Raw genomic sequence first — 25,688 nt, forward strand, 5'->3', positions numbered from 1 at the left:
ATAAAAAATTGAATATGCAAAAACTATTGTTTACCCCCGGCCCGCTCTCCACTTCTAAAACTGTAAAAGAAGCAATGCTGGAAGATATGGGATCGAGAGACCATGCATTTATTGAAGCCGTTAAAGAAATAAGAACCGGATTGTTAACGCTTGCAGGTGTTTCAAAAGAAAGTGGATATGAATGTATAATCATACAGGGTTCAGGAACTTTTGGTGTAGAGAGTGTTATCGGCAGCGTAACGGGTGAACATGATACCCTGGCTGTTTTGGTAAATGGTGCTTACGGTGAGCGGATAGTAAAAATGGCCAAAATCAACCGCATTAAACATATCGTACTCAGGTTTGATGAAGATGAAATCGTTACCCCCGAAGCCACTCAAAAGTTTTTATCGGAAAATCCCGGGATTACTCATGTAGCATGTATCCACAGTGAAACCACCACCGGCCTTTTCAATCCAATAGAAGCTATCGGAACAGTATGTAAGGCGCACAATAAAGTTTTTATAGTTGATGCAATGAGCAGCTTTGGTGGTGTTGAAATGAATATACAGCAAATGCACATCGACTTCCTGGTTTCCTCTTCCAATAAATGTATCGAAGGTGTGCCAGGTTTTTCTTTTGCTTTGTGCAAAAGAACAGAGCTTGAAAAAGCAAAAGACCAGGGCAGAAGCTTAAGTCTGGATTTGTACGACCAATGGAACGGATTGGAAACAAGCGGTCAATTTCGATTTACACCACCAACACTCAGCATTATGGCCTTTCGCCAGGCTATGAGGGAACTGGAAGCAGAAGGTGGAGTTGCGGCAAGGGCTAATCGTTATAAAACAAATAAGCAGCTACTGGATGAGGGCATGGCAACACTTGGATTTAAACAATATTTAAAACCCGAAATTCAGGGTCATATCATTTCATCGTTCCTGTACCCTTCAGATACTTCATTCAATTTCGAGTCTTTTTATAACAAGTTAAATGACCGGGGCTTTGTTATCTACCCTGGTAAATTAAGTAAGGCAGATGCATTTCGCATCGGTAATATCGGCCAAATCTTCCCGGACGATATTAAGGCGCTTGTAGCGGCTGTGAAAGAAGTATTATTATAATTATCCTGGAAATTATTTTTAATTCATTATGCTGATTGATTCTTCTGAAAAGGTGGATGCCATTGTTATTGGCGGCGGCATATTTGGGTGTGCTGTTGCGTATTATTACACAAAAAATAATCCGGGTAAAAAGATAGTAGTATTGGAGCGAAATGAAATTTGCAACGCGGCCACAAGCAGGGCTGCAGCGTTGGTTACACGAATCAGAAGCAAGCAACATTTTATTCCGCTTTCTTTAGAAACTTACCGTGCAGTTGCTGAAATGGAAAAGCAATTGAATGAAAGCATGGACATGAAAAGGGTGGGCGTACTGCATGCGGCGGCGAGTGAATCTACCGTGGCAGATTTGGACGACATGATGCGGATTGCGGATTCATTTAACGAGCCTTCAGAATACCTCACGCATGAAACAGTAAAAGCGAAAGTACCCTGGTTAAAAACGGATGAAGTATTAAAGTTTGGTTTTATACCAAATGAAAGTTATTGTGATCCTTATTTGCTGGGAACTTTTTTTGCAAGGTGCGCAAAAATGAACGGTGCGGATATAAGACAAGGTGTTGAGGTAAATGACCTGTTAATGGAAGGTAACACTGCTATTGGGGTAAGCACTACTGCCGGCAATATATATGCCAATGCGGTTGTAATTGCCGCCGGTGCATGGTCGCCTGTGTTAGCTATGCAGGCAGGTGTTGGTCTGCCGATGGCACCGGTGAGAAGTCAATACTGGATCACTGAACGAAATGACATTTTTCCTGTTGATTCTCCTATTGTTTTATTACCTGATGCCCAGGCGTATGCAAGACCCGAAGGCGGCGGTTTACTTTTTGGTATCAGGGAGACCAAATCATTCACCACATCCCCGTTGGGTATTCCAAAAGATATCAGCAATTTTTCTTTTAGTCCTGATCGTGGCGTGAGTGACTTGTCGGAAGTAATTGATAAGCTTGGCCGCTTTTTTCCGGCCGTATATGATATAGGCCTAAAGTATTACATCGCAGGATTTTCAGGGTATACACCCGACAATAATTTAAGTATGGGCACTGTACCGGGTATTAAAAGTTTGTTCGCTGCAACAGGTTGCGCAGGTGCAGGTATTTCTGTTTCAGGTGGTGTTGGGCTTGCGTTTGCTGAGCTGATTGCAGGCAGGCCAAACCCCTACGATTTTGCAAAATTCAGCATTGAACGTTTTGGTAAAATAGATCCGTTTAGTAAAGTGTGGCTGGATAAATGCGCTGTGGCAAGGTCACAAAAAAGAAGCGGTTAATTAATAAATGATATTTAAATAAAGCCTTTAAAAAGGGCATTATAAATTTTGTATTGCTGTATAAATGCCAATCGCTACTATGCATTTTATTTGAAAGTGTAGCCAATCAAGGACCTTAATTTATCAATCATTCTTTTTGAAACTTTGAACAACATGGCAACAATGATGGCATTTAGATTACAGCAGAGGCTATCGCAATCCAAAGGGTTTTTTATTGTATGGTGTATGATTGCTGCATTTGGTACCTACTTCTGCATGTATGCATTCAGGAAGCCTTTTGCTGCCGGCACTTACAGCGAATACAAACTTTGGGGGCTTGATTATAAAGCGGTGTTAATCATTGCCCAGGTTTTTGGTTACATGCTGTCAAAATTTGCAGGTATTAAAGTGATATCCGAGCTGGAAGCAGCGGGTCGCAGAAAGCTGATTATCGGACTGATAATTTTTGCTGAATTATCACTGCTGTTATTTGGTGTGGTTCCTTACCCATACAATTTTATTTTTCTTTTTGCAAATGGCCTGCCGCTCGGAATGGTATGGGGTGTTGTTTTTAGTTACCTGGAAGGCCGCAGGTTTACCGAAGTTTTGGGAACAGGTTTGAGTATCAGCCTGATTGTTTCTTCCGGTATTTTAAAAACATTCTATTTTTTTCTGCATGAATTGTTACCATCCGTTACAGAGTTTTGGTTGCCCGCTGTTATTGGACTGATCTTTCTTCCCTTGTTTATGTTTTTTGTGTGGATGCTGGCTGTGATACCTGCGCCTTCCGAAGAGGATATTGCTTCCCGCTCAGCCAGAACACCCATGAGTAAGGAAGATAAAAGAAAAGTGTTACACGACTACGGACTGGGGCTACTTGGCTTTATCGTCATTTACGCAATGCTCGCAACCATGCGTGATTTCAGGGACAATTTTTCGGTAGAAATATGGAAAGAAATTGAAGTGAAATGGAACAAAGCTGTATTTGCGCAAACAGAAACTATTTCTGGTTTTATTGTACTGATGGTATTGGCCAGTTTGTCGCTCATTAAAAGTAACGTAAAAGGATTTTGGGTTACCACCGGGTTAATAGGTTTTGGCCTGCTGCTGGGCGGGCTTTCAACAGCGCTGTTTCAACTGCACATACTGTCACCTTTCTGGTGGATGGTGTTACTGGGGATGGGGCTGTTCCTGGCTTATATACCGATGCAGGTTGCTTTATTTGAAAGAACCATCGCCCTGTTTAGGATGAGGGCTAACGCCGGTTTTTTTGTTTATATCTGCGATGCTACCGGTTATCTTGGAAGCGTGGGATTAACATTGTACAAAGAATTTTTTATGAAGGATCTTAACTGGAGCAGGTTGCTGATCAACTTCTCCTACATACAATCTGCTGTTTCTTTGGGGATATTGTTATTTACCACCCTCTTTTTTTACAGGCGAAAAAGAGCACTGCCTTTGTTGCAGGTTTCGGTTGATCCGCTTGTAGTTGTTACGCAGCCCACCTGAATCTGCTGCTATTTGTATACCCGCACTTTCATTATTTTTATTTGAATATGCATTGGGAAGTACAACAGAATTATTTCCTGATGGCGGAATTCCGTTTCCGCTTTATTAAAATAATTCTACCCATAAAAAGTGCCGTGTTATTTGTAACAAGGCTTTTTGGATGAATAATGCTATTTTGTACAACTTTTAAGATTGCATTGTAAACCTTATACACACATGTATACCTCTGCGCTGCTCCGGGATCAACTAAAAAAAATGCCGTTATGGGCACTCTCTCTTTATGCGGCCCTCAGTGCATTTTGTGTGTACTTCTGCATGTATGCTTTTCGCAAACCTTTTGCTGCAGCTGGCTTTGCCGGTATGGAATTTCTTGGGTTCGATTACAAAGTTTGGCTGGTTACAGCGCAGGTAATAGGCTACATGCTGAGCAAATTTTATGGAATAAAATTCATTTCGGCCATGCAGGGCGAAAAGCGGGCAATCACCATTGTAAAACTGATACTGCTCGCCTGGCTGGCATTACTGCTGTTTGCCGTTACACCAGCACCCTACAATATCATCTTTCTTTTTTTAAATGGATTTCCGCTGGGAATGGTCTGGGGACTGGTATTCAGTTTTCTCGAAGGCCGCAAGTCTACGGAGTTTATGGGTGCAGTACTTGCCATCAGTTTTATATTTTCTTCCGGTGTTGTAAAAAGTGTGGGCAAATCAATTGTACTGTACTGGCATGTAAGCGAAATGTGGATGCCTTTTATTGCCGGGTCATTTTTTGTTATTCCGATGATTGTATTTACCTGGCTGCTCAATCATATTCCGCATCCTTCGCCGGCAGATATTATTTTACGGAGTGCACGAAAGCCTATGACAGGCGTGGAGCGAAAAGCTTTCATTGGCACTTTTCTACCAGGTATCATCATCATTGTGTTTACGTACGTATTGCTGACTATTCTGAGGGATTTTCGTGATAATTTTTCAAACGAATTATGGAAAGAATTGGGGTATGGCAATAACGCCGCGATTTTTACTGAAACGGAGACTTATGTATCGCTGATTGTTTTATTGTGCATGAGTTTGCTGATACTGGTAAAAAACAATATCAGCGCCTTTATGATCAATCATTTTATCATCATTGGTGGGTATGCTCTGGCATTTATTTCAACGCTGTTGTTCATGGCAAGGGAGATTAATCCGGTAATTTGGATGACCATGATTGGTACGGGTTTGTACCTGAGTTATGTTCCTTTTAATGCGTTGTATTTTGAAAGGATGATAGCCACTTACAGGGTAAAAAGCAACATTGGGTTTATCATGTATGTGGCAGATGCGTTTGGCTACCTGGGAAGTGTGCTGGTATTATTTTTAAAAGAATTTATCGGCGTAAAGTTATCCTGGACGAATTTTTTTATAGATGCCGTGTTGATTATTTCTGTAGTTGGTATAACAGGAACTTTTATTGCAGCATTTTATTTTAAGAGAAAATATGCCAATATAAATAGCGAAAAAATAAGTGGGGAGCCGGCCCTAACAAAATAAACTGTTTTACTACACTCTTTCTACAATAATTTTTGAAGTGCCAAGGTAAGTAATACGCACTTGTACAACGTCTCCAATTTGCGCAACCGGCAACTGGTCACTTTTATTAACGGCAATCTTTGCCTGTATTTTCTTATCTACCACATTTACAAAAACACCGTGGGGCGTTACTTTAAAAACAGTTGCATCAATTACAGTTTTGTTTTTAAAGCATTGCATAGCGTACATATATTCCGGAATGTATTCACTTTTAAATAATGCCGCTGTGGCCTTGTCGGGCTTGTCTGTATTTTCCAGCTTAAAAAATACAGGTTCATTTAAATTGTCTTCTTTCGGCCTTTTTTCCCAGGAGGATAAAATCAACGGAAAAAATATATAACTACCGGTTTCTTTAACAAAATAATCGTCATCCACTTTTTTTAAATAACCAACAAACCGGTTTTCTACATATGATTTGTTAATAAGATTATCAAGTGCGTTGTTAAAATGAAACTGCAAACAATCAGCAATCATCTTATCGCCCCTGGCTGATAAAGCGATCACAAAACTCACTTCATCCCCCACATGGAACTGGTGAATTTTTTTTATTATTTTTTCTTTCTTTAATTTCAACTGCTCCTTTTCACTAATATTACCGCTGATACTTTTCTTTTTGCCATTGAGTTCATATTCAATAGTGGCATACTCTTTATCATGATTGATAAAAGTTATTTTGCCCATGATGGTCTTTGTATCCATTGCAGTAATATTAATGTTGTAGCAGGCAAAAGTAAGTTTAATTGAACAAGGCGTCGCTTATAACACCAGCTCTGTTGCAGGATCCCAGAAAATGTTTTTGAAGTCAATTATTTTGTCGTCTTTCACCTGCACCTTTTCCTTCTTTAATAACTCTTCCATTAAAGTGGGTGTTGCAAAATGATGTCTGCCGGTAAGCATTCCATTTCGGTTAACTACCCTGTGTGCAGGAATTGTTGGTTTGGCGGTGTGTGCCGCATTCATTGCCCAACCGACCATTCGGGCAGAAAGTTTGGTGCCTAAATAAACAGCAATGGCACCATAAGACGTAACCCTGCCCTTTGGTATTTGTCTTACTACATCATATACGTCAGCAAAAAAGCTATATTCTTTTACAGTGCTTTTGGCAGTTTCTTTAACAGGATCTTTTTTAACGGCTGAGTTCTTTTTCATAGTTTAAAAGTTACAGAATTTACGGAGTTTTATTCCTCTCTATCCTCTTTAAAACCGGACGGCATTGTTTTTTTACAATCTCATCTTCTACATTGCAGTGGTTAAACGGGCAATGCGTGCAACCATTACCACAACAGCTGCCTCTTTGCAAATGATAGCTTGCGGTAAATACAACATTCCTTTCCTCGTTGTAATAAAAGTCTTTTCCTTCAGTTAGCCGGCGCATACAACTTTTAAATGTTTTCTGTTAATTTAAGTTCTTCCTGCAGAGCGTCATCCAAATCACCAATGGTTGCAGGCAGGCTAAATTTCAGGTAATGAATTTTTTTACTTTGTGCGATATCAAGCGCTTCGTAATGTGTTTTTATCTGCAGTTCTGGTGAAGGGTTGGCTGCATAAATATCAGCACTATCTTCGTGCAGGTGTAAGCCATACAATCCGATTACCCGTTTTGTAAAACGGTACAGGTCCGGCGAATCGGTTTTTAAGTGCAGGTAACCGCCACTTACCAATACCTGCTGGTACAAGCGCAAAAATTGTGGATGGGTTAATCTCTTTCTAGCCTTGGCGGTCCTTAGCTGAGGATCGGGAAATGTGATCCATATTTCACTCACTTCGCCGGCTGAGAAATAGTTGGGCAGCATGGCAATCTGTGTTCTTAAAAAAGCGGCATTAATAAGTTGTTCATCCAGGCATTTTTTTGCCCCTATATAAATGCGATTGCCCTTTACATCGACCCCTATAAAATTTTTTCCGGCAAATAATCTTGCTAAACCAACTGTATACTCTCCACGGCCACAGGCAAGTTCCAGCACTACAGGCCCGGTGTTTTTAAAGAAAGCATGCCATTGCCCCTGCATATTTTCCGGATATTCCAGCACATTGGCAAAGGTCTTAATGTCTGCAAAGCGTTGTAATTTTTTTTGTGCCATAAAACACAAATATAACTATACATAGCGCAGTTACACCCAACCCTTTTTTGTAATATAAAAATGTTTCCAGCTTACACTATTTAGACAAAATCGACGTTGATATATTCTAACCGTGATTTAAACGTAAACTATTGTAATAAAAAGGAGGCGGACAAGTAGCTTTATAAGCCCAACATCAAAAAATATCAGCAAAAAAATGAAAAACCTGTATAAAGCGTTAACCGTTTTTTATATCGTATTTCCATTAATAATTGTGCTACTAATGCGACAAGCCTTTTCGCAATCCATTTTTGGAAACTGGTCTTTTTTGTTTGGTATTGTGTTGTATTACCTGTCTATCCTGATGGTTGTTGCCAGGCAAAAAATAATCTTAATGATTCCTGTACTATTTTTCAGCTGGTTTTGGCTTACCTACGGTTTTGATTTGCGTGGGTTTACTTTTTTCTTGTTCATTTGCATATTTTCAGGCGCTTTTTTTTATCAGCTTGCTCAAAATGTAAAACATTTTATTAAAAAGGTTTTGCCAGAAAACAAACTTGCTGAAGAATACGAATTGAAAATTGAAAAAATGTATGCCAGGCTGAACTTATACAAACAAAAACACCCGACTGCACCTATAACGCCTGACGTAATTGATAGTATAAGAAACGACATTTTCTTTGCATAACATATTGTTAAGCACGGGCAATTCCAATCCCGGGCTAACTCCCTGAACCAAACAGCAGATTAAAGGGCATGATAACGGATAGTCAATAAACATTGCTAATTTTGCTCCCAATTAAGTCAAACTTACCGGTACCATGAAGGGGATGTTTAAAATACTTACCATTTTCTATATTATATTTCCACTTGTTGTAATTCCTTTTATGGCGTCGAGAGCAGGTAACTGGTTTTATTTATTCGGGTTAGTGTGTTATTATACGGGGGTGATGCTGGTGGCCATTAAGCAAAAGATAATTTTTATGATCCCACTGTTTTTTTGCGGCTGGTTTTGGTACACCTATGGCTTCAGTTTACACGATTATGTTTTTTTCCTGTTTGTCTGCATGTTTGCAGGTGCCCTGTTTTACCATCTAGCCCAAAATGCAAAATATTTTAGCCAAAACGTATTGCCCGAAAACAAGGAGGCCCAGGAATACGAACTGAAGATTGAAGAAATGAACGCAAGACTAAAACAGTATAAACAAACCCACCCAACGGAGATTATTACACCCGAAATAATCGATGGTATAAGAAATGAAGTTTTTTTTAAATAAAGCAGCCTTTCACTTTTTGTTTTGTTGGCAAAGGCATTGCTCATACAGTGGAAAATGTGCTGTTGAGAATAATTTGTAGAGTAATTCAACAAAAATAATATTGTGGTAATGATTGCCGGCGGTTAAACAGGGTAGCAATTGGAATATTTTTATGCTTTATCTTTGTATTGCAATGAAAAAAATGCTCCCTTTATTTTTAGTGTTTTTGATATCCGCGGCTTTTGCGGAAATTGTCCAGGCGCAATGTTCTATTTGCACTAAAACTGCCCAGCAATTGGGCGAAGGGCCCGCCCAGGGCTTAAACAGTGGTATTATGTATTTAATGTTTACTCCCTTTATTATAGTAGGCTTTATCGGCTACCGTTGGTGGAAAACCAATAAAGAAGCTGATGAAATGCCGGACGCCTGACATAGGTCGTTGCTCTGCCGGCAACATGCTGGCACTCCCCTAAAATTGTTGTATAAACCGGTATAGGTTAAAATCTTTCCCAGCCTTTTCAATCTGGGTTTTCAAAAAAGATTTTTTAACACCCACCATTTTTTTTTGTGTGATGAGATAGTACGCTTTTTCTGCTAACAGCCAGTATTTTTTATCCCTGTTTTTTTGTTGAGCAAGGCTTTCTGCTATGGCTTCCATCAGCTGGGTAATACCCGTTTTTTGCGATGCCACTGTTTTGATAACCGGAACAGGAATGCGCCTGGTATTAAACGCGGGGGCAAGCATTCCGCGTAGATTTTTCATAAAAACAGCGGCGTCTGGGCGGTCGGCTTTGTTTACAACAAAAATGTCAGCAATTTCCATCAGCCCGGCCTTCATAGTTTGTACATCATCACCCGATTCGGGCACCAATACCACAACAGTACAGTCTGCCAGCCCGGCAATTTCAATTTCACTTTGTCCAACGCCGACAGTTTCAACAATTACATAATCAAAGCGGGCGGCTTTCAGCAAATCGCTGATCTCAATTATTTTGGGGTGCAGCCCTCCCAGCGAGCCCCTGGAGGCCAGCGAGCGGATATATACATTGGGATTGGTATACCACTCACTCATCCGGATACGATCGCCTAAAAGTGCTCCTGAATTAAAAGGAGAAGATGGATCCACACAAAGTACACCTGCCTTTTTTCCTTCACCGGTAATATGACCAATCAATGCATCCACCAGTGTGCTTTTTCCCGCCCCGGGAGGGCCTGTAATTCCAATAACGGGCGTGGTTGAAGGAGGTAAAAGCTGCAACAAACGCTCATGCCCTTCTACCTGGTTTTCTACCAGCGAAATACACCTGGCCAGAGCTTTAATATCGCCGTGCTGAATTTGTTGCAGGTATTGTTGCCACATGCAACAAAATTCACTGTAAATAAATCAAATTCCAAATAATTGAAACCGTGGGGAACTGTCGCAAACAATGCCGTTACCCCGATTGTTTATAGCGGTTATAATACCAGGACGGCACGATTTTATCATGGCTGTTTGTTATTAACTTCGGTTAAAAATTCAGGGCGTATTATGACTAACTTTATAAATATTTTTCCGCTGGCCATTGTGGTATATCCTGGCGAAGAACTCAATCTGCACATTTTTGAACCCCGTTACAAACAGCTGATTAACGATTGCAAGGAAAATCAAAAGCCTTTTGGCATACCGGCAGTTATTGATGATAAAATCGGTGAGCTGGGAACGCTGGTAGAACTGGTTGAAATAACGGAAGTGTATGATAATGGCGAAATGGATATTAAAACCAGGGGCCTGGAAGTATTTCGCATCCTGGAAATTGTAAAAGATGTGCCCGGGAAATTATACAATGGTGCCATTGTCAATTATCCTGAAAATTCAGAAAAGAGTAATCAGCTATTAATGCAAAAAGTGGTGGAAATTATAGGCCAGCTGCATACCATTTTAAAAGTAAAAAAAACCTTTTCAAAAACGGAAGCCTTGTTACGCAGTTATGATGTAGCCCACCACGCCGGTCTTTCGCTGAAGGAAGAATATGAATTGCTTGGCCTGTTTCATGAAATGCAGCGGCAGGAATATTTAAAGCAACACCTGCTAAAAGTATTGCCCATAGTGGCTGAAATGGAAACACTAAAAAAGCGGATAAAATTAAACGGGCATTTTAAAAACCTGGAAGGGTTTAATTTGTAACAATCATCTTTTTTACCAGGTTGTTTTTTTAGCAATCCGTTTTTGTAAGCAGATTCAAAAGAGCGATTTATCTTTCCTTTTACAATTATCAATCTGCTGCGATTGCTACTCTTGCTAAAGTTTATCTAGAAAAATACATACATGAAAAAAACACTTTGCTTCGATTTTGGCAATACCCGTAAAAAATGCGGCTTCTTTGAAAATGATGTATTTAAAAATGACATTGCGGTGGCAGACGACAGCCTGGAAACCATTGAAAAGCTGCTGGAACAATACCAACCTGACAACACTATTCTGGCATCCGTTATAGAACACAACAGTGCTATTGAAACACTATTGGGTGAAAAAACAAACTTTCATAAACTATCCCATATTAGTAAAGTAAATTTCACTACGGCTGTGGGAAAACCCCAAACCATTGGTGCAGACCGGCTGGCGTTGATTGCCGCCGCCGTGCATTTTTATCCAGACAAAAATAACCTGGTGATTGGTTTGGGCAGTTGTATCACCTATAATTTCATTACCCAAAACAACGAGTTTATTGGTGGCGCCATTTCGCCGGGTATGGAAATGCGGTTTAAATCAATGCATGATCATACCGCATTTTTACCGCTGGTTCAAAAAGACTGGAATTTTCCGGTAATTGCCTACGACACAAAAACGAATCTTCAAAGCGGTGTAATAGCCGGAATTACCTTTGAAATTGATGGATTCATCGATTATTATGCAGGTAAATACGGCAACTTTAACGTGGTTTTAACCGGGGGTGATTCGGCCTATTTTGCCGGTCAACTTAAAAACAGGATATTTGCAGACTTAAATTTTTTATTCAAAGGACTTTACGCAATCAGCGAAGTTAACAACTGCAAATAATGATGAGACTGACAGGCCTGGTTTTAACCGTACTTTTTTACACATCTGTCTCTGCGCAGGAAAACTCTCCTTATTCCCGTTATGGTTTGGGAGATCTTACCCCCAATCACAATATCATCACCAGGGCTATGGGTGGAATAACTGCAGGCTATTCAGATTTTCAAAGTGTGAATTTTACCAATCCCGCCAGCTATGGCAACCTTGGCTATGTAGACCCTGCAGTAGTAAAGGGCAATCCAAATTATCAGCGCAGCACCATATTTGATTTTGGTGCTGAAATAGACACACGTATTTTAAGAAGTACAACTCCCCTTACAAAGTTTACCTCCAATAACGTCAGCATGTCTTACGTGCAGCTGGGTTTTCCTATAAAAATGAAGCAGGCAAATAAAAAAGGCGTGTTTTTAGGCGCCAACTTTGGCCTTAAACCGGTTTCAAAAATAAATTATAAAATCGCAAAGTTTGAGCGGTTACAGGGTATTGATAGTTTAGCCACAGTTTACGAAGGCAACGGTGGTTTAAATGAAGTGGCTGGTGGCCTTGGTATTCGTATCAAAGGCCTTAGTCTGGGATTTAATGCAGGGTATGCATTTGGCAATAAGGACTACAGTACCAGGCTTAGTTTTTTAAATGACACTGTCCATTACTATTCTTCCAACTCATCTGAAAGAACCCATTTTGGCGGCGGATTTTTTAATGCGGGTATGCAGTATGAAATCAAACTAAAAAGCAAGGCGATATTAAGATTAGGCGCCTATGGCAATCTGAAACAAACATACAAAGGAACACAAAGTACGTTGAGAGAGACATTCGCAACCGACGCAAATGGTACGAATTCACGAATTGACAGTATTTATGAAAATGAAATAAAAGGAAATATCGTACGTCCGTCTGCTTATGCCGTTGGTTTTACCTACCGCGATAGCGCGGGCCATTGGAGCTTTGGCGCTGATTACGAGGTTACCAAGTGGCAGGAATATAGCTTTTACGGCAAGCCGGACCTGGTTAACAATAACTGGAAAATAAGAGCCGGCGTGGAATATTTCCCGGCATCTTACAACACACCTATCAACAAGTATTTCAATTTTGTACATTATCGCATTGGCTTTAATTACGGTCCCGACTACATCAATGTAAACAGCAAATTGCCAGAGTATGGCTTTACATTTGGCGCAGGGTTTCCGCTAAAATTGAGAAGAGGTTATTTTGAGACACAATCTTCTATGTTGAACACCGCCATTGAAATCGGCAGCAGGGGAGATAAAAAATCGAACGTAAGAGAAAATACCGTGCGACTCAGTATTGGTTTATCTTTGGGCGACCTGTGGTTTAGAAGATATAAATACGATTAAACCGATACCAGTTAATGAACTATAAAGATTTATATATACCCATTTTGGCAGCCGTATTTGCAGGCTGCTTTTTTTTATGCAGTTGCGAAAATACTCAGGAAGAGCTTGACAAATTCAATCATAAAGACATTGCTGTTGAAGAGGGAAAAAATGTGGTGATTAAATATTCTGTTGGCGGAAGGAAGAAAGCCATTTTAACGGGGCCGGTAATGTACCGGGTGCAGGACACCATTCCCTACATTGAGTTTCCCAAAAGCATCCATGTAGATTTTTTTGATATTCGTGACAGTCTTGACAGTAAGCTGGATGCAAAATATGCACAGTACAAGGAAACCCAGAGCAGGGTGTTTTTAAAAGACAGTGTACGGGTGATTAATGTAAAAGGAGACACATTGTATTGTAACGAATTGTATTGGGACAGGGCCCGCACCGGAACAGAATTTTATACTGATAAACCGGTACGCATCAGAACGAGGAAAGAAACTTTGAACGGTATTGGGATGGAAGCCAGCCAGGATTTCAAAGAATATCATATTATCAAACCTACCGGCATTGTTTCGGTACCTGCAGCGCAGTTTCCTAATTAAGGAAATTCACCAGCAACAATAATACAATTTTAATTGTTGTTGTATTTTTAACTTAAAAGAGAAGCGGGGACTTTGCCTGTTTCTAAAAATAAGCATCGGAAATAAGTTATCGCTATCAAAGCAGCATTTACCTCTTAACCATGAATAAAATTATTGTTTACGGAATACCCAATTGTGATACGATTAAAAAAACATTGGATTGGTACAAAAAGAAAAATATTACTGTTGAATTTGTAGACTATAAAAAGGCGGGGATTACAAAAGAAAAACTGGCGGCCTGGAGTAAAAAAGTGGGGTATGAAATACTCTTAAATAAAAAAAGTACTACCTGGAGAAGTTTGTCGCGGGAAACCCAACAAAAAATTACAAGCGAACAAGCGGCTATACAACTGATGCAGGAGTATACCAGCCTTATCAAAAGGCCAGTGATTGAAATAAATGGCAATATTTTGGTAGGGTTCAATGAAACAAATTTTTCCAAACAATAAACACAACACAATGAAACGCAATGCAACCGCCGTATGGAACGGCACTGGTAAAGAAGGTACAGGTAACCTAACTACACAAAGCACCACTTTAAACAAAACTCAATATTCGTATAATTCCCGTTTTGCGGAAGGTGTTGGCACAAACCCTGAAGAGCTCGTGGCTGCAGCGCACGCCGGTTGCTTTAGTATGAAACTGAGCTTTGTGTTGAATGCAGCCGGTTTTACCGCAGATGAGATTAATACCAAGTGTGACATTACGTTGGACCCTGCGGCGGGTGTGATTACTGAATCTCACTTAACCGTGTCAGCAAAAATTCCGGGTATCAGTAAAGAACAGTTTGATACAGCAGTTACAGATGCAAAAACAAATTGCCCGATTTCAAAATTATTGAATACAAATATTACACACGAAGCAACATTGTTGTAAGCGTATACAAAGTAAAAAATCAAAAGTAAAAATTAAAAAGCCGCCGGGATAGAGTGACAACTCCGTATTCGGCGGCTTTCAATTTATAATTTGTACAAAGTAAAATAATTCTTCCAGGTTGGGAGATTATTGGATTTTACTGCTTCAACTTATCACTCATAACTCCATTAGTGCATCGCTTCGCCTAAATCTACCTTCTGACCCTTATTGCCTTTAACCATTAACACAAATGGTACGCAAATTAAGAACATGATTCCGAGGTACATAAACACATCCATATAGGAGAGTACAGCGGCTTGTTTGGTTACCATATGATCCAGTGTGGCATAACTTGTTTTAAGTGCTTCGTCTGTATTCATCCCTTTATTGATAAAGGTATGCTGCAGGCCCTGTACCCGCTGTTGCACGGCAGCATTATTTATATCCAGTTTACTTACCAGGTCATTCCGGTGAATCATATTTTTACGGGCCATGAAAGTGGTAATCAGTGCCACCCCAAATGAACCGCCCAGCTGGCGCATCATGCCCGTAAAGGCAGCACCCTGGCCTATTTGCTGGCCTTTTAATGTTGACAATGACAAGGCTGTGATTGGGATAAATAACATCCCCATGCCAAGGCCACGCACAATCAGCATCCAGAAAAATGCATCCGAGTTGGTATCAGGTGTCAAGATAAAATATCCCCATATGGTAAAGATGGCAAACAATACCATACCTCCGGCAACCAGATATTGCTGTGGTACGCCTTTGCTTAATAACTTGCCGATGATGGGCATCATAAACGCTGTTGTTAATGCGGCTGGTACCATTAGCATACCGGCCTGTTGAGCCGTCCAGCCCAGTATAGATTGCGTATATAGTGGAATGATAAAAGTAGATCCATACAATCCAAAACCCATTATAAAGGAAAGAATAGTCCCTACCCGCAGATTACCGTTTTTTAATACACGCAATTCTACAATAGGGTTTTTAAAACTCGTTTCACGCCAGATAAAAAAGAATAAACCCAAAAAGGCGGCCACCATAAGATATATAATCACGCTGCTGTTAAACCAGTCATCATCCTGACCTTTTTCCAGCACATATTGTAAAGAACCAACCGTAAGCGCCAGCAATCCAATACCCAGCCAGTCAATATCACTTCCGGTACTTTTTTCGCCGTACTTGGGACTGCGGACAAACTGCAGTGTAAGTAAAGTTGCAATAACGCCGATGGGAATATTGATGTAGAAAATATAAGGCCATGAAGCATGATCAACAATGTAGCCACCTAAAGGCGGTCCCAACGTTGGACCAATGATAACACCCAATCCATAAATGGCCTGGGCCATACTTCTTTTTTCGGGTGGATAACTTTCGGTAATAATGGTTTGAGAAGTTACGAGTAAAGCGCCGCCGCCGATACCCTGTAAAAAACGAAAAATTACCAGCTCCCAAATACCGGTTGCATTACCACATAAAAACGAACAAACCGTGAAGAGAATAATTGAAGCGGCGAAATAATTACGCCTGCCAAACTGCACGGAAAGCCAGCTGGTCATTGGTACAATAATTACGTTTCCAATTGCGTACGCTGTGATCACCCAGGCAACTTCTGTCAAGGTTGCTCCCAGTGACCCGCGCATATCATTCAATGCCACGTTTACAATGGTGGTGTCCACAATTTCAAGCAGGGCGCAAAATATGGCCGTAATGGTAATAATTACCCTTCTTGAGCCATATTCAATTAAAGAATCCATTTGTTGTTGCATACAATATTTTTTATTGCCTCAAAGAGGCCTAAGGCGCTTGATTAGGAAACCGTTTTTACTGACAGTCATGGTCTATAATGTTCATCCATGGCATGTTGTACAAGAGCCGATATCTACCGGCTGCAACGCCAATGAAGCTTAATAGTAGTACTATGCCTGGTTCAAATGTTTTACGGTTTCATTTACAAGAAAAAGCAAGAGAGCTTTCTCTCTAAAATGTGGGCTGATTATAAATTTACATCCACATCCACATTCATACCCGGCCTTAACTGTTTTACGAGCGAATCCGAAGGATTTGCAAATTCAATTTTCACAGGCAGCCGTTGCACTACTTTTACAAAATTACCGCTTGCATTATCCGGAGGTAGTAAGGCAAAACGTGAGCCGGTAGCGGGTGAAAAGGATGTCAGTTTTGCTTCAAATTCGTGCCCGGGAAAAGCGTCTGCACGTAAAACTACCCGTTGACCAATCCTCATTTTTTCAAACTGCGTTTCTTTAAAATTGGCCACTACCCAGATATCGTTGTTTAATACAATGCTGAAAACTGATTGGCCGGGCTGTAAAAACTGGCCTTCCTGCACATTTACTTTTGATACCATGCCGCTTTCCTGTGCAGTTATTACTGCATAAGATAAATTCAGTTTTGCTTCTGCAACATCTACCTGTTTTTGCTTGATGATGGCATCTGCCACGCCAATTTGAGATGAGGTTGCATTGCTTTGAGAACTAACGGCACTGGTTTGCTGAGCTACCTGGTTTTTTTGCTGTACCAATATTTGTAACTGGCGTTCTGCGGTTTGTTTGGCAGCTTCTGCCTGGTCAAATTGTTGCTGGGTTATTGAATGATCTTTAATCAGGTTTGAGTAACGATCATAATCCTGTGACGCTCTGCGCAGGTTTATTTTGGCAGCTTCTATTTGTGCATCTGCGGTGGATATGCCGGCCCTTGTAGTAGCAATATTTGCCCTTGAAGCATTTGTATTGGCTTTGGCTGCGCCAAGATTAGATTGGGCGGTAGCCAATGCTGCTTCGGCCTGCTGCACTTTTACAGCCAGGTCCCGGTCGTCAAGAATTAACAGGGTGTCGCCTTTTTTAATAATCTGGTTGTCTTTTACACGTACCTCTTTAACATAACCGGCCACCCTTGGTATTACCGGGCTTATGTTGGCTTCTATCTGCGCATTATCAGTTTCTTCGTGATGTTGCCCATGGAGGTATTTGGTGATGCCAAACCAGCCGCCGGCAATTACCAGCGCTATTAGTACAATTAAAAAAACTTTGCTTTTTTTAGGTGCTGCTTTAGCCGTTGTATCGTTTTGCATAAAAATGTATTGTATGTTTTGGTGTTGATATTAATTGTTTAAAATGCCTGCTGTTTGTAATAATTTATTGTAGGCCACCACAGCATCTGCTGTCGCGTTGCTTACATTTAATTTCGACTGCAACTGCGCCACATCCGCATCCAGTAAATCAGTAGTGGTGGCCAGCGCATTATCATATTTATTTTTTGTGATGCGGTAATTTTCGGCCGCCTGTTCAACCGCCTGCTGGTACACTTCTATTTTTTTACGGCTCAGTAAATAAGCCTGGTAGGCCTGGTTTATCTGTAACCTGATGTTATCATTCAGCATATCCTGGCTGGCGGTAATCTGCTGTATTCTTGCATCAGCCTGTTCTATTTTTGATTTTGTTTTCCATAAAGAAGAAAGCGAATATTTTACGCCAAGCCCTACCGTTACCGCATTGGTGACGGTTAAAAATTTAGGGATGTCGGCTGCAATGTACCCGGTAGTTAATGCAATGTTGGGGTAATAATCGGCTTTTGCCGATTTGATGCCCAATTCTGCCGATTTTTTGCGCAAGGCCAGGGCACTGATATCATTACGAGACTGAAGCGCCAGCTGTTCATATGCTTCAATGCTTTTTACATCGCCGGGTTGTTGCAGGCTGGCCGAATCGGCCACCAGCAGGGTTTGTTCCGGTAATCCCAGCATCAGCGCCATATTTACGCTGGCAATTTTATAGTTGCTTTGCGCATCGAGCAGTGTTAACTCAATGTTGGAGGATTGCAGTTTCACTTTCAGAAGATCATTTCTTGCTATCAGCCCGTTTTGTTCCAGGTTGGTAAAATCCTTTACCCGCTGGTTAGATTGTTCCAGGTTTTCCTTAACCAGTGTTACAGCTTTGAGTGATTTATACAAATTGCTATAAGCGTTGATGGTATTAATAATCACAGCTTCTTTATTGTCAGCGGCATCCAGTTTGGCGGCTTCCTGAAGGTATTTAGCGGATTCGATACCATACTTTAACTTACCGCCGGTATAAAGTGGCAGTGATACATTCAAACTGCCGTATGCAACCTGGGAAACTTTCGGTCCCCCAAAGCCCTTTCCGGAAGTATCAGATGCCAGGTGAATGTTAGGTGAAGTTGGCAGGTACATATAGGTGCCGCTCACGTTTACATCGGGTAGCAGCCGCTCTTTTGCTTCCTGGATAGCAGCCGTAGCCTCACTTATTTTTGCTTTGTTGTTTTTTAGCAGGTGACTGTTAGTTACACTCAGGTCAACTGCTTCTTTTAAGGTAATTGTTCTTGTACTGTCCTGCGCCTGTAATGCCTGTACATTTACAAGGCACAGCAACACGATCAATCCTGCTGTTAGTTTATGCTTCATTGGTTAATATTACTTTGAATAAAGTTTTTATGTGTATGCTTAGTCTTCTTTTGAAAATATTTTTAAATTCTTCATCAGGTAGATCCTGCTGGTTATTAAATTCCCTGTAATACTCCATGCTCATCAGGCTCTGTGATGCGGTGCCTACCATGGTGTTCAGCATCAATACCACGTCAATCTTCTTTTTAAAAACGCCTTTTTTCTGCCCGTCTTTTATCAGTTCAGCCACTACCGCAATGCTGCGTAGTTTTACATTGTTGGCAGCTTTTAATATGGCCGGGTTTTTATTGGTCACCAACACACCCTGCATTACTTTCTGAAAACAGGGCTTTAGCATTACTCTTTCAATGTGTTCATCAATCAGCATATTCACTTTTTCAATGGGGCTAAGGCTGTCGTCTTTTATGAGATTTTCCATTCTTAGTTTTACTGAACCCACCCTTAATTCAAACAAAGCTTCCATCAGTTTTTCTTTGGACCCGAAGTAGTAAGAGATCATCGCCACATTGATACCGGCTTCATCCGCTATGTCGCGAACAGAAGTTCCATCGAAACCTCTTTCCGCAAAAAGCCGCTCGGCGGTTTCTATTATCTGTATTTGTTTGTCATTAAATTCCATGCCATTGACTAATTGAAATGCAAAGTTAAACAAACGTTTAATTAAAATCAAACAAATGTTTAATTAATTTATTGTTAACGACTACCCGGATGGCAAAAAACAATGTTCAAATGAACTACGCAAACAGTTTGTGCAACGGCTTTTTGATTAGATTTGAAAAAATATTCGCCATGCCATTTACAAATAAAACGGTTGTAATTACCGGCGCCAGCCGGGGAATAGGAAAAGCCATTGGCCTTAGATTGGTAAAAGACGGAGCCAATATTGTGATCGCCTCAAAAAGTGTGGAAGAAAATCCCAAACTGGGTGGTACTATTTATTCTGCCGCGGCAGAAATGGAAGCGGCAGGTGGAAGGGCCCTTGCTGTGCAATGTGATATCCGCTTTGAAGAACAGGTGCAGCAGATGGTAGAAAAAGCAGTAGAACATTTTGGCGGTATTGATATTTTGGTTAATAATGCCAGCGCCATCAACCTTACAAATACGGAACAAACAGACCCTAAACGTTTTGATTTAATGTACGATATCAACGTGAGGGGAACGTTTATGGTAAGCCGTGCCTGTATTCCGCATTTGAAAAAAAGTACGAATGCGCATATTTTAAATTTGTCTCCCCCCATCAATATGGATATGAAATGGTTTGCCAACCACCTGGCTTACACCATCAGCAAATATGATATGAGTATGATTGCCCTCGGACTGGCAGCAGAATTAAAACAGTTCAACATTGCTGCCAACACTTTGTGGCCGCGTACAACCATTGCTACCGCCGCGGTAAACAATTTACTGGGTGGCCAAATGCTGATGAATATGAGCCGTACCGTGGATATTATCGCCGACGCGGCCTGGTATATTTTATCAAAGCCGGCAGCAGAATGTACGGGCAATACTTTTATTGATGAAGCTGTTTTGGCAGAAGAAGGTATAACGGATTTGGAAAAATATTCCGTTGTGCCGGGTGCACAATTATACACTGACCTTTTTCTGTAAAAAAATAATTAGAACTTATATATCAGTTTGCATCTAACAATTGCAAGGCTTTTTAAAGCAGGTAATAGAAAGTATCCCCTTCTTTTTGGTGTGAGATGCTGTTAAAGAAATCCTAATCCCAATTTTATTTTGATAAGCGGTAACCTTCTGCCGGGGTTGTACGTCTAATTTCGTAGCGCTTTAATTGTTGTAATTAAAGCCACTCAACCGAAAAAAAATTACCATGACGACCAAATTTGCAGGGATGCTTATCGCATTGCTTGGAGGCCATTTTTTTGCCTGCGCTCAAACAGAAATTAGAAAGATAACTGCTACTAAAACGAATGCTGTTTTTAAAATAGATGGAATGCTGAATGAGCCTGCCTGGAAGACGGCTCCGGTGGTTGGCAAATTTATTGAGTTAAGGCCTGTCCCTTTTAGAAAAGAAGATTCTGCCAACAGAACTGAAATGTATATTCTGTATAATAACCAGGGCGTTTATTTTGGAGGATACTGTTACGAAAAAAATAAAGACAGCATTGCAACTGAATTAATAGGCAGAGATAATTTTGGCAACAACGATTTTATAGGTGTTGTGCTGGACACTTATCTTGATAAAATTAACGGCTTTGAATATTTTGTTACGCCGCTCGGCGAACAAATGGATGCCAAGGCAATACCGCAGGATAACAACGGCAACTCTGAAGATTTTTCCTGGAACAGTGTTTGGCAAAGTGCCTGTAAAATGCAACCGGATGGGTGGAGTTTTGAAATGTTTCTCCCTTATTCAGCCTTGCGTTTTAGCAAAAAAGATATACAGTCATGGGGTTTAAATATTGTGCGGAGAAGAAACAAAAGCGGTCAGCAATTATTCTGGAACCCGATAGATCCTAAAGTAAACGGTTTTCTTACACAGGAAGGACTCTTAACGATTCCTGATAAAATATCTCCGCCAGTCAGGTTATCTTTTTCACCCTATTTTTCCAGTTATGTAAATAACTATCCTTACAATACCGCAGGGGTAAAAAACACCACCAATGCATTTAATGGCGGTATGGATATCAAGTACGGCATCAACGAAAGCTTTACGCTGGATGCCACTCTGGTGCCTGATTTTGGACAAACGCAGAGTGACAACCATATATTGAACCTGACGCCGTTTGAAGTAAAGTATAATGAGAACAGGACTTTTTTTACAGAAGGTACGGAGCTCTTTAACAAAGGTAATTTGTTTTATAGCAGGCGTATCGGGGCTCCGCCAATTCATTTACACGAGGTAAGTGGAAAACTGGATAGTACCCAGCATATCGTTAATAATCCATCGGAAACAAAGCTGTTGAACGCAACCAAGATCTCAGGGCGCAATAAAAATAAATTAGGGATAGGCTTTTTTAACGCCGTCACTGAAACCATGTATGCTACTATAGAGAATGACCAAGGCCAGAAACAAAAAATTGAAACCAATCCGCTCACCAATTACAATATCCTGGTGCTTGATCAAAGCCTTAAAAATAATTCATCCGTAACCCTGGTAAACTCTAATGTGTTGCGCAATGGCAAAGATTACGACGCTAACGTAACCGCCTTGCTGTTTAATTTATACGATAAAAAAAATAAATGGAATCTGTATGGCAATGGCTATTCAAGTACCATTTTCAGCAATACAAAAAGTACAGGCTATAAATATGGCGGGGGCTTTGGTAAGGTAAGCGGTAGCTTTATTTTTTCAACAACGGTGCAGGCGATAGATGATAAATTTAATCCCAACGACCTTGGTATACAGTTCTACAACAATAATATCAACACATATATTTATGCTGGCTATTATTTTACCAAGCCCACTAAATGGTATAACCGCTGGTTCAATAATTTTAATTTTAATTACGACCAGTTGTATGTTCCGCGGTCTTTTCAGAGTGTTAAGTTTAACTACAATACCAATCTGCAATTTAAAAACCTTTGGTGGATAGGGTTGTTTGCAAACGCATCACCAAAAGGAAATGATTTTTACGAACCCAGGGTTGCCGGCAGGTTTTTCCGAACTCCTTCTTATTTTACAATCGGCACATTTGGACAGAGCAATAATGCAAAAAGATACAGTGTAGTTGTTACTGCCATGTTTGGAAACACCAATCTTTTTAATCAACACGAATGGTATTTCGACTTTACACAAATAATGCGTTTCAACAACAAAATTTCCATCTCGCATTACATCAATTTAGATCCCATCAGCAATAATATTGGTTTCCCTACAAGTAACAGTGATAACGGCGCTGACGGCATTTATAATAACAGTACATTATTGTTTGGACGCAGAAACCGCATGACAGTTGAAAATCGTTTGAATTTTAAGTATAGCTTTAATAATAAAAGTTACATCACCATGCGGCTAAGGCATTATATGGGCACTGTGACTTATAAAGAATTTTTTACGCTGAATGCGTCAGGGAATCTTGATGCAATACCTGCCGGCAACAATGGTATCAAACAGTATATCAGTAATAACCACAACTTCGATAACAACTATAATACATTTAACATTGATATGGTATATAGCTGGCGTTTTGCACCAGGCAGCGAATTTAACGTGGTATGGAAAAACGGCATCAATACTTTTGAGCGGGATGTGGTAAATGGGTACTTTAAAAATTTTAACAATACCATCGCAGCACCACAAAACAACAGCGTTTCGGTAAAAGTGTTGTACTATATCGACTACCTTCAGCTGCGCAAAAAGAAATAAAAAGCTGCCTTTTTTTGGGCAGCTTTTTATAAAAATTTCTTATTTCAACATCAATTTATTTACCGGTTTTTCCAACAGGTATTTGTAAATAAATTCCGTTTTCAAATTCATGTAATGGAGCCATTTATTACCACCCCAGCCATGCCGGCCGCCACTGTATTCCATAAACTCAAATTCCTTTTTGGCATCCTGTAATTTGCTGATGAGGTTGATGCTGTTTTGAATGTGTACATTGTCATCAATAACACCGTGCACAATTTGTAACATGCCCTTGTATTTGTCAACATAACTCAACACCGAACTTGTTTTATATCCTTCCGGATTTTCCGCCGGTGTATCCATGTAACGTTCTGTATAATGCGTATCATAAAAACTCCAGTCGGTCACACTGCCACCAGCCATACCATGCGTAAATACATCACTGCCATAGGTTAAAGCATAGCAGGTCATGTAGCCACCGTAACTAAACCCGGTAATGCAAATTCTTGTGGGGTCTGCGCTGCCATTTGCAATCAGCCATTTTACCATCGTGCTGTAATCTTTCATTTCCCAATAGCCAAGGTTACGGTACATGTAGTTTACACCTTCCTTGCCAAAGTGCCCGCTGGCACGATGGTCCATCACAACCTGTATCAAACCTTCTTTGGCATAAAACTGCTGGTTGCCATTTAAGCCCCAGCTATCCCAGCAGCTGCCTGCATTAGGACCTCCGTAAATAGAAATCAATACCGGGTACTTTTTACTCTTATCCATGTTCACCGGCCAGGTTACTTTCATTGGAAGATCATATAAACCGTCATCACTTTTTATCCTGAGCAATTCAGTTGTAGCCAGGTTATAAGTTGCAAATTCTGCCGCTTTTGAATCGCCGATTTCTTTAATTATTTTCCCCTTGTTATTAACCAGTGTTAATTTGGTTGGCGTGCCGGAGTTGGAAGAGGTTGTTATAAAATAACTGCCGTTTGGTGAAAGATTGATGTTGGTATTATTGTAGTCTCCGGAAGTTAAACGCAACAGATTTTTACCATTCAAACCAATGCAGTAAAAGTCAATGCGGGCGGTATTTTCCCTGCTTCTCGCAGTAAAATAAACTATCCCTTTTTTTTCATCTATTTTGGTAAGATTCAATACCGTAAATTTTCCTGAAGTGATTGGGTTAATTAATTTCCCGGTCATGTCGTACAGGTACAAATGATTCCATCCTGTTTGGTCACTTTCTAAAATAACATTTTTACCACTGCTTAAAAAATGCAACCTTTCGTAGCCATCCTCCAGCTGTATCCATGTTTTTTGTTTTTCATCATAGATTTCTTTTTTATCACCTGTGGCTGGATTTACGCTCCAGATCTTTAAATTATTCTGTCCCCTGTTTATCCATTGCACCCATAAGGCACTTCCATCAGGCGTCCAGTAAGGTGCTCCGAAATACTGGTCATCTTTATCATTAAAATCAGCGAAGACAATGTTGCCACCTTCCGGCGTCACAAGGCCAATTTTTACCTGCGGATTGGTATCGCCCACTTTGGGGTAGCGCTCCTTCTCCACATAGCCATGCTGGCCGTTGCCATCCGTAATGGTATATACCGGAACGGGCGAATCATCTGTTCGGAAAAATGCAAGGTGTTTGCTGTCAGGACTCCACCAAAAAGTACGGTACAGACTTGCCCTTCCTAAAATTTCTTCCGTATACACCCAGCTGGCATATCCATTTAAAATAACATCGCTGCCATCTGTTGTTAAACGGTTTTCTTTTTTTGTGGCAATATTGATGGTGTACAAATCATTGTATCTTGTAAAAGCAACATAATTATTATCTGGGCTGATGATGGGATTTATTTTTTTTGTCGTATCACTGGTAAGCTGTGTTTCAACACCATTTACTTTTACAAAAATATTACCGCTTTTAAGATAAGCACCGAACTTTGCCACATCGCTTTTTGCATCGGTTGCCGCGGCTTCTTTTTCAATACCTGTCTTGCAATCCAGCACAAACTCTTTGCCTGTCCTGGTGATACTAACGTGGCTATCATCTATCCATTTATTAATAACCGGCAAAGGTTGAATAATACCCTTAAAATCATTTTTAAAATACTGATCATCGGTGAGCTCTTTTTTTTGAGCCATCGTACACAGCGACACCAGCGCCAATGCAGCAAATGCAGTTAATTTCTTTACAAAGAGTAGCATAGTTTACCTTTTTAAAATTTGGCAGACAAGATAGTTTTTTTGAAGGAGATGGAAAAGTGAGGTTGATGAATGGAACATGCAGTTTTATTTGATGATGTGTCTGCAAACAAAACGACC

25 protein-coding genes are annotated in these 25,688 nt (G+C 40.4%); 15 read left to right on the plus strand and 10 right to left on the minus strand.

The window, feature by feature from the left end; genetic code table 11:
- Positions 1–14: 14 nt before the first annotated feature.
- The 4 genes from JWR61_RS08755 (at position 15) to JWR61_RS08770 (ending at position 5,385) form a co-directional block, all read left to right on the plus strand.
- Positions 15–1,100 (plus strand): 2-aminoethylphosphonate--pyruvate transaminase, encoded by a 1,086-nt coding sequence (locus JWR61_RS08755; protein WP_301927457.1) that lies wholly within the window; start codon positions 15–17, stop codon positions 1,098–1,100.
- Between the two features lie 28 nt (positions 1,101–1,128).
- A complete protein-coding gene (locus JWR61_RS08760) occupies positions 1,129–2,364 on the plus strand; it encodes an FAD-binding oxidoreductase (protein ID WP_301927458.1) in 1,236 nt (411 codons plus the stop codon).
- A gap of 162 nt (positions 2,365–2,526) precedes the next feature.
- Positions 2,527–3,852 (plus strand): DUF5690 family protein, encoded by a 1,326-nt coding sequence (locus JWR61_RS08765; RefSeq protein ID WP_301927459.1) that lies wholly within the window; start codon positions 2,527–2,529, stop codon positions 3,850–3,852.
- Between the two features lie 216 nt (positions 3,853–4,068).
- Positions 4,069–5,385: a DUF5690 family protein gene (locus JWR61_RS08770; protein WP_301927460.1), complete on the plus strand. Its 1,317-nt coding sequence runs from the start codon at positions 4,069–4,071 to the stop codon at positions 5,383–5,385.
- A 9-nt stretch (positions 5,386–5,394) separates the two neighbouring features.
- Here JWR61_RS08770 and JWR61_RS08775 read toward each other — a convergent pair whose 3' ends face one another.
- Genes JWR61_RS08775 through trmB form a run of 4 tightly spaced genes read right to left on the minus strand, consistent with a single transcriptional unit; the run spans position 5,395 to position 7,505 of the window.
- The gene (locus JWR61_RS08775; RefSeq protein ID WP_301927461.1) at positions 5,395–6,123 is read right to left on the minus strand and encodes a hypothetical protein; all 729 of its coding nucleotides are present in this window, start codon (positions 6,121–6,123) and stop codon (positions 5,395–5,397) included.
- Between the two features lie 57 nt (positions 6,124–6,180).
- Entirely contained in the window at positions 6,181–6,573 is a 393-nt protein-coding gene (locus tag JWR61_RS08780; RefSeq protein WP_301927462.1) for an MGMT family protein, read from the minus strand.
- Between the two features lie 19 nt (positions 6,574–6,592).
- Positions 6,593–6,799 (minus strand): DUF5522 domain-containing protein, encoded by a 207-nt coding sequence (locus tag JWR61_RS08785; RefSeq protein ID WP_301927463.1) that lies wholly within the window; start codon positions 6,797–6,799, stop codon positions 6,593–6,595.
- Positions 6,800–6,806: 7 nt separating this feature from the next.
- Entirely contained in the window at positions 6,807–7,505 is a 699-nt protein-coding gene (gene trmB / locus JWR61_RS08790; protein WP_301927464.1) for a tRNA (guanosine(46)-N7)-methyltransferase TrmB, read from the minus strand.
- A gap of 196 nt (positions 7,506–7,701) precedes the next feature.
- Here trmB and JWR61_RS08795 point away from each other — a divergent pair, with 196 nt between their 5' ends.
- The 3 genes from JWR61_RS08795 (at position 7,702) to JWR61_RS08805 (ending at position 9,170) form a co-directional block, all read left to right on the plus strand.
- Complete coding sequence (locus tag JWR61_RS08795) at positions 7,702–8,172, plus strand: hypothetical protein (protein WP_301927465.1); 471 nt, start codon at positions 7,702–7,704, stop codon at positions 8,170–8,172.
- A 133-nt stretch (positions 8,173–8,305) separates the two neighbouring features.
- On the plus strand, positions 8,306–8,761 hold the full coding sequence (locus JWR61_RS08800; protein ID WP_301927466.1) for a hypothetical protein: 456 nt from the start codon (positions 8,306–8,308) through the stop codon (positions 8,759–8,761).
- Between the two features lie 172 nt (positions 8,762–8,933).
- Positions 8,934–9,170 (plus strand): hypothetical protein, encoded by a 237-nt coding sequence (locus JWR61_RS08805; RefSeq protein WP_301927467.1) that lies wholly within the window; start codon positions 8,934–8,936, stop codon positions 9,168–9,170.
- A gap of 39 nt (positions 9,171–9,209) precedes the next feature.
- Here JWR61_RS08805 and meaB read toward each other — a convergent pair whose 3' ends face one another.
- Positions 9,210–10,100, minus strand: a complete 891-nt coding sequence (gene meaB / locus JWR61_RS08810; RefSeq protein WP_301927468.1) for a methylmalonyl Co-A mutase-associated GTPase MeaB — start codon at positions 10,098–10,100, stop codon at positions 9,210–9,212.
- Between the two features lie 168 nt (positions 10,101–10,268).
- Here meaB and JWR61_RS08815 point away from each other — a divergent pair, with 168 nt between their 5' ends.
- The 6 genes from JWR61_RS08815 to JWR61_RS08840 all read left to right on the plus strand — a co-directional run bounded on the left by JWR61_RS08815 (position 10,269) and on the right by JWR61_RS08840 (position 14,631).
- A complete protein-coding gene (locus JWR61_RS08815; protein WP_301927469.1) occupies positions 10,269–10,904 on the plus strand; it encodes an LON peptidase substrate-binding domain-containing protein in 636 nt (211 codons plus the stop codon).
- Between the two features lie 141 nt (positions 10,905–11,045).
- Complete coding sequence (locus JWR61_RS08820) at positions 11,046–11,777, plus strand: type III pantothenate kinase (RefSeq protein ID WP_290340869.1); 732 nt, start codon at positions 11,046–11,048, stop codon at positions 11,775–11,777.
- A complete protein-coding gene (locus JWR61_RS08825) occupies positions 11,777–13,129 on the plus strand; it encodes a hypothetical protein (protein ID WP_301927470.1) in 1,353 nt (450 codons plus the stop codon). Before JWR61_RS08820 ends, JWR61_RS08825 begins: the two co-directional genes overlap by 1 nt.
- Before the next feature lie 14 nt (positions 13,130–13,143).
- Positions 13,144–13,716 (plus strand): LPS export ABC transporter periplasmic protein LptC, encoded by a 573-nt coding sequence (gene lptC / locus JWR61_RS08830; RefSeq protein ID WP_301927471.1) that lies wholly within the window; start codon positions 13,144–13,146, stop codon positions 13,714–13,716.
- 140 nt (positions 13,717–13,856) lie between these two features.
- Positions 13,857–14,204 carry a Spx/MgsR family RNA polymerase-binding regulatory protein gene (locus tag JWR61_RS08835; protein ID WP_301927472.1) on the plus strand — a complete coding sequence of 116 codons (348 nt, stop codon included), beginning with the start codon at positions 13,857–13,859 and terminating at the stop codon, positions 14,202–14,204.
- Positions 14,205–14,214: 10 nt separating this feature from the next.
- A complete protein-coding gene (locus JWR61_RS08840; RefSeq protein WP_301927473.1) occupies positions 14,215–14,631 on the plus strand; it encodes an OsmC family protein in 417 nt (138 codons plus the stop codon).
- 167 nt (positions 14,632–14,798) lie between these two features.
- On the opposite strand, the gene JWR61_RS08845 is transcribed toward JWR61_RS08840, so the two are convergent.
- The 4 genes from JWR61_RS08845 to JWR61_RS08860 form a co-directional block, all read right to left on the minus strand.
- Complete coding sequence (locus JWR61_RS08845) at positions 14,799–16,382, minus strand: DHA2 family efflux MFS transporter permease subunit (RefSeq protein ID WP_301927474.1); 1,584 nt, start codon at positions 16,380–16,382, stop codon at positions 14,799–14,801.
- A gap of 227 nt (positions 16,383–16,609) precedes the next feature.
- Positions 16,610–17,704 carry an HlyD family secretion protein gene (locus JWR61_RS08850; protein WP_290340863.1) on the minus strand — a complete coding sequence of 365 codons (1,095 nt, stop codon included), beginning with the start codon at positions 17,702–17,704 and terminating at the stop codon, positions 16,610–16,612.
- 30 nt (positions 17,705–17,734) lie between these two features.
- Positions 17,735–19,054 (minus strand): TolC family protein, encoded by a 1,320-nt coding sequence (locus JWR61_RS08855; protein ID WP_301927475.1) that lies wholly within the window; start codon positions 19,052–19,054, stop codon positions 17,735–17,737.
- The gene (locus JWR61_RS08860) at positions 19,044–19,673 is read right to left on the minus strand and encodes a TetR/AcrR family transcriptional regulator (RefSeq protein WP_301927476.1); all 630 of its coding nucleotides are present in this window, start codon (positions 19,671–19,673) and stop codon (positions 19,044–19,046) included. Before JWR61_RS08860 ends, JWR61_RS08855 begins: the two co-directional genes overlap by 11 nt.
- Before the next feature lie 110 nt (positions 19,674–19,783).
- Between JWR61_RS08860 and JWR61_RS08865 the strand changes: the two genes are divergently transcribed.
- Both JWR61_RS08865 and JWR61_RS08870 read left to right on the plus strand, forming a co-directional pair.
- A complete protein-coding gene (locus JWR61_RS08865; protein ID WP_301927477.1) occupies positions 19,784–20,662 on the plus strand; it encodes an NAD(P)-dependent oxidoreductase in 879 nt (292 codons plus the stop codon).
- 223 nt (positions 20,663–20,885) lie between these two features.
- Positions 20,886–23,384 (plus strand): DUF5916 domain-containing protein, encoded by a 2,499-nt coding sequence (locus JWR61_RS08870; protein WP_301927478.1) that lies wholly within the window; start codon positions 20,886–20,888, stop codon positions 23,382–23,384.
- A 39-nt stretch (positions 23,385–23,423) separates the two neighbouring features.
- On the opposite strand, the gene JWR61_RS08875 is transcribed toward JWR61_RS08870, so the two are convergent.
- Positions 23,424–25,571 carry a DPP IV N-terminal domain-containing protein gene (locus JWR61_RS08875; protein ID WP_301927479.1) on the minus strand — a complete coding sequence of 716 codons (2,148 nt, stop codon included), beginning with the start codon at positions 25,569–25,571 and terminating at the stop codon, positions 23,424–23,426.
- Positions 25,572–25,688: the final 117 nt, after the last annotated feature.

It is taken from the genome of Ferruginibacter sp. (assembly GCF_028288465.1).
In the GTDB taxonomy this organism is placed as follows: Bacteria; Bacteroidota; Bacteroidia; order Chitinophagales; family Chitinophagaceae; genus Ferruginibacter.

Bases quoted from the DNA above. Each gene is read 5' to 3' on its own strand.
- JWR61_RS08755 (WP_301927457.1), top strand. From the start codon at position 15: ATGCAAAAACTATTGTTTACCCCCGGCCCGCTCTCCACTTCTAAAACT.
- JWR61_RS08760 (WP_301927458.1), top strand. From the start codon at position 1,129: ATGCTGATTGATTCTTCTGAAAAGGTGGATGCCATTGTTATTGGCGGC.
- JWR61_RS08765 (WP_301927459.1), top strand. From the start codon at position 2,527: ATGATGGCATTTAGATTACAGCAGAGGCTATCGCAATCCAAAGGGTTT.
- JWR61_RS08770 (WP_301927460.1), top strand. From the start codon at position 4,069: ATGTATACCTCTGCGCTGCTCCGGGATCAACTAAAAAAAATGCCGTTA.
- JWR61_RS08775 (WP_301927461.1), bottom strand. From the start codon at position 6,123: ATGGATACAAAGACCATCATGGGCAAAATAACTTTTATCAATCATGAT.
- JWR61_RS08780 (WP_301927462.1), bottom strand. From the start codon at position 6,573: ATGAAAAAGAACTCAGCCGTTAAAAAAGATCCTGTTAAAGAAACTGCC.
- JWR61_RS08785 (WP_301927463.1), bottom strand. From the start codon at position 6,799: ATGCGCCGGCTAACTGAAGGAAAAGACTTTTATTACAACGAGGAAAGG.
- trmB (WP_301927464.1), bottom strand. From the start codon at position 7,505: ATGGCACAAAAAAAATTACAACGCTTTGCAGACATTAAGACCTTTGCC.
- JWR61_RS08795 (WP_301927465.1), top strand. From the start codon at position 7,702: ATGAAAAACCTGTATAAAGCGTTAACCGTTTTTTATATCGTATTTCCA.
- JWR61_RS08800 (WP_301927466.1), top strand. From the start codon at position 8,306: ATGAAGGGGATGTTTAAAATACTTACCATTTTCTATATTATATTTCCA.
- JWR61_RS08805 (WP_301927467.1), top strand. From the start codon at position 8,934: ATGAAAAAAATGCTCCCTTTATTTTTAGTGTTTTTGATATCCGCGGCT.
- meaB (WP_301927468.1), bottom strand. From the start codon at position 10,100: ATGTGGCAACAATACCTGCAACAAATTCAGCACGGCGATATTAAAGCT.
- JWR61_RS08815 (WP_301927469.1), top strand. From the start codon at position 10,269: ATGACTAACTTTATAAATATTTTTCCGCTGGCCATTGTGGTATATCCT.
- JWR61_RS08820 (WP_290340869.1), top strand. From the start codon at position 11,046: ATGAAAAAAACACTTTGCTTCGATTTTGGCAATACCCGTAAAAAATGC.
- JWR61_RS08825 (WP_301927470.1), top strand. From the start codon at position 11,777: ATGATGAGACTGACAGGCCTGGTTTTAACCGTACTTTTTTACACATCT.
- lptC (WP_301927471.1), top strand. From the start codon at position 13,144: ATGAACTATAAAGATTTATATATACCCATTTTGGCAGCCGTATTTGCA.
- JWR61_RS08835 (WP_301927472.1), top strand. From the start codon at position 13,857: ATGAATAAAATTATTGTTTACGGAATACCCAATTGTGATACGATTAAA.
- JWR61_RS08840 (WP_301927473.1), top strand. From the start codon at position 14,215: ATGAAACGCAATGCAACCGCCGTATGGAACGGCACTGGTAAAGAAGGT.
- JWR61_RS08845 (WP_301927474.1), bottom strand. From the start codon at position 16,382: ATGCAACAACAAATGGATTCTTTAATTGAATATGGCTCAAGAAGGGTA.
- JWR61_RS08850 (WP_290340863.1), bottom strand. From the start codon at position 17,704: ATGCAAAACGATACAACGGCTAAAGCAGCACCTAAAAAAAGCAAAGTT.
- JWR61_RS08855 (WP_301927475.1), bottom strand. From the start codon at position 19,054: ATGAAGCATAAACTAACAGCAGGATTGATCGTGTTGCTGTGCCTTGTA.
- JWR61_RS08860 (WP_301927476.1), bottom strand. From the start codon at position 19,673: ATGGAATTTAATGACAAACAAATACAGATAATAGAAACCGCCGAGCGG.
- JWR61_RS08865 (WP_301927477.1), top strand. From the start codon at position 19,784: ATGAACTACGCAAACAGTTTGTGCAACGGCTTTTTGATTAGATTTGAA.
- JWR61_RS08870 (WP_301927478.1), top strand. From the start codon at position 20,886: ATGACGACCAAATTTGCAGGGATGCTTATCGCATTGCTTGGAGGCCAT.
- JWR61_RS08875 (WP_301927479.1), bottom strand. From the start codon at position 25,571: ATGCTACTCTTTGTAAAGAAATTAACTGCATTTGCTGCATTGGCGCTG.